Origin of the sequence: Allopontixanthobacter sp., assembly GCF_034376665.1 — a bacterium.
Classification (GTDB): domain Bacteria; phylum Pseudomonadota; class Alphaproteobacteria; order Sphingomonadales; family Sphingomonadaceae; genus Allopontixanthobacter.
Genome location: NZ_JAXMJI010000038.1, coordinates 1 through 2,761 on the forward strand (window position 1 = coordinate 1; position 2,761 = coordinate 2,761).

Annotated in this window: 4 protein-coding genes and 1 pseudogene; all 5 read right to left on the reverse strand. The window is 66.2% G+C overall.

Translation table 11 applies throughout. The features are described 5' to 3' along the window. Window positions 1-953 (reverse strand): annotated as a pseudogene (locus U0988_RS03845) (hypothetical protein); the annotation flags it as partial. Next, a complete protein-coding gene (locus tag U0988_RS03850; protein ID WP_322291320.1) occupies window positions 946-1,236 on the reverse strand; it encodes a hypothetical protein in 291 nt (96 codons plus the stop codon). The pseudogene U0988_RS03845 and the gene U0988_RS03850, both read right to left, overlap by 8 nt. After that, window positions 1,200-1,733 (reverse strand): hypothetical protein, encoded by a 534-nt coding sequence (locus U0988_RS03855; protein WP_322291321.1) that lies wholly within the window; start codon window positions 1,731-1,733, stop codon window positions 1,200-1,202. The genes U0988_RS03850 and U0988_RS03855 overlap by 37 nt, the downstream gene beginning before the upstream one ends. An 84-nt stretch (window positions 1,734-1,817) precedes the next feature. Beyond that, on the reverse strand, window positions 1,818-2,420 hold the full coding sequence (locus U0988_RS03860; RefSeq protein WP_322291322.1) for a hypothetical protein: 603 nt from the start codon (window positions 2,418-2,420) through the stop codon (window positions 1,818-1,820). A 132-nt stretch (window positions 2,421-2,552) separates the two neighbouring features. Next, window positions 2,553-2,761, reverse strand: a 209-nt coding sequence (locus U0988_RS03865; protein ID WP_322291323.1) for a hypothetical protein, incomplete at its 5' end; no start/stop codon positions are given.

A 2,761-nucleotide genomic window follows, 5' to 3' on the forward strand; every position in this document is an offset into this window, starting at 1 on the left:
TTATCGCCGCCGAGTGCCTTCTGCAGATCCTCGAAGACCTTGATATTTTCGCCTTCGACCCCGATGCTCGAGATCGCCTCGAGCGCGCCGAGCAGCGAATTCGGCGAGATGCTGCCCGCCTTGCCGAGCCGGTCCAGCTCCGCGATCGCAGAGCCCGGCTTCAGCTCTCCGGACAGCACCCGCTCGGCAATGAAGCTCGCCGGATCACGGTCGCGCTTGAGCTCCCCCTTGTTGAACAGGCTGCCCGGCGAAAACAGCGCATTGACTTCGCCCTTTGCAATATCGCCGAGCGCCGAACGGGCATCGGCCTGGCGGCGCTGCGCGCCTACCCGGCCGGCGATCGCCTGCGCCTGCGCCAGCTGCATCAGCGCGGCGGACTGCGTCTTGACCTTGCCCGTGGTCAGATCGATCACATTGCCAAGGATACCTTGCGCATCGCCCATTGCGTCCGAAGCGAACTCGACCGCCTCCATCGCTTCTTCGGTCTCGAACAGCCGCGCGATGAACGGGGCCAGCACGATCGTGGCGGCGGTCAGGGCGATACCCCACGGCCCGCCGAGAAATCCGGCCAGTTTGCTGGTGCCGCCCATGGTCAGCTGGATGGCCTGGGTAATTTGCCCGATCTGGCTGGCGAAGATCTGCGTCGGCCGCGCGCCCAGCGAATACATGGTGGCGACGTCGCTGATCTGGAAGCCGAGCTGCTGCATCCCGGCCTTCTGCGAACCGGCAGAAGCCACCACCTGCTGTCCGCCGCGCGCAAATCCCGCGCCCATCGCCTCGGCCTTGCGGCCCGCCCCGGTCATTTCGGTGCCCAGCCGGGTCGCGCTGCCCGATGCCTTGTCCAGCGTGGTGCCAAGCTGACGGGCGCGCCCTTCGGCGCGGGTCACCCCGGCCGCGAAGGCACTGTCTTCGGTGCGCAGCGAAAGGACGGCATCGCCGAGTTGCTCAGCCATCACAGGCTCCTGAAACGTCGCTCAGGGGCATTTCAGGAGGCGTTACGGGGGCGGTCCGCATCCCGATGCCCATGCCCGCCAGATCCGCACTGCCCGCCTTCTTCGCCCGGAACCGGTGGCCCAGCGTCTTGCGCTGCAGCGCGCCGATCGCGCGCATCCGGTAGGCGCGGTCGACATCGCCCGAACTCAGCGCGCCGACATTGATCGCATCCAGCTTTTCCTCGGCTTGCAGGCGCGGCATCATCTTTATGCAGGCCCTGACCAGCGCAGCAGGCGTGTCCACCAGCCAGGCCTGGGGGGATCCGCCATAGAACCGCTGGAGACGGGCGATTGTTGCGCCCCAGTCGGGAATATCCCGGCCCGGAACATCTCCGGCAGCTCGCCCATCGCCGTCTGCATCGCCCCTGCCACTTTCAGCTTCATCTGCAGCAGGAGCCCGGTAAAAAGGTCGATCACTGCCCATTGATGCGCGCCGGGCAGCCTGGCGAAGACCTCATCCGGCACCCCGACCAGGATCTTGCGGCTGGCACGCGCGATCAGCGCTTCCAGCTCCTTGATCTCTTCCTCGCCCTCCTTGTCGGCCAACTGCTCGATCCGCTTGCCCCACACGCCGAAGCGGTGGCTTTCGATCACCGACAGCTCGTCAGGGCTGAGTATTTCATACAGCTCGCCATCGATCGAGATCTTCCGGCGCTCGATCAGCGTATCGAGATCGAGCAAGGGTATGGTGTGCGGCCCGGAACTGGTCGGGGTGCGGGGTTCGGGTCTGGTGGCGGACATGCAGCGGCTTTCGGTTGGGTGGCGCGCGCCCGTTCTTCAAGAGCGCGCGCCAGGCAGGTGGTCGGACCGGGTGTCAGGCCCCGATCAGGCCAGCGGGATCTGGTGCTGGGCGACAAAGCGGCCGAACCGTTCGTCCTCGCTGGCAGCTTCCAGATCTTCCAGCGCAGTCAGCTCCAGCGCCAGCCCGGCGGGCTGGCCCTTGCGGTACACCGGTTCCGCACTGCCCGAATCGTAGCAGCGCGGGACTTCGTATTGTGCGGCCATCGCTTCGTCATAGGGGGACAGGCCGCGGGCGATCAGGGCGAATTCGGCCGTCCGGCCGACGCTCTGGCTGAGGCCGATCTTCTTGAACCCGGCCGTGCCCGATCCCGCTGCCGTGGTGGTCACCGTGTTGCTGTTGAGCGCGTAGGCATATTGCTCCAGCGTGATGTCCCACAGCACCAGGCGGATCATCAGGTCCTCTTCGTCGAGGAACGCCTTGATCGGGCCGGTCGCCCCGGCGGGGCGCGCCTTCTGATAGGTCTTCGAATGCGACACGGTGACCCCGTCGTTCGAATAGTTGCGATCGCCATTGGTGCCGAGCTTGACCCAGTTTCCGGCCGGGGCAACATTGATCAGCGGAAAGGCCTCGCCCACCGGGGCGATCCATACGGTCAGCGGTGCGCCGATAATTTCATAGGGTTGCATGGTTCATACTCCTGATTGAACTGATTAGGGGAAAGGAAAGCGCGGTGCTGGCGAGCAGCATCATGAGGTACGTGCAGCGCGCGGGCCTCGGTGGATATGCCAGAGCTGGCGTATAGCGGGCGGGCTCCATGCTCATGAAACGGTCTCCAGTGCGTGGAACACCTGGAAGGACTGGAACTGGCGCGGCCATTCGGTCTGCGGCTCGCGCCCGGCGCTCGCTCCGCCTGCGCTCTCCGCCCAGTGCAGCAGCACGCCCGCATGAACGCTGCGCCGCAGCCGGCGCATGGCCAGCGCCGCCGCGGCCATCACGCGGGCCGCTTCGTGCGGGGTCTCGCCAAAGG

Coding starts and splice junctions, on each gene's coding strand:
- U0988_RS03855 (WP_322291321.1), bottom strand. CDS start 1,733: ATGTCCGCCACCAGACCCGAACCCCGCACCCCGACCAGTTCCGGGCCG.
- U0988_RS03860 (WP_322291322.1), bottom strand. CDS start 2,420: ATGCAACCCTATGAAATTATCGGCGCACCGCTGACCGTATGGATCGCC.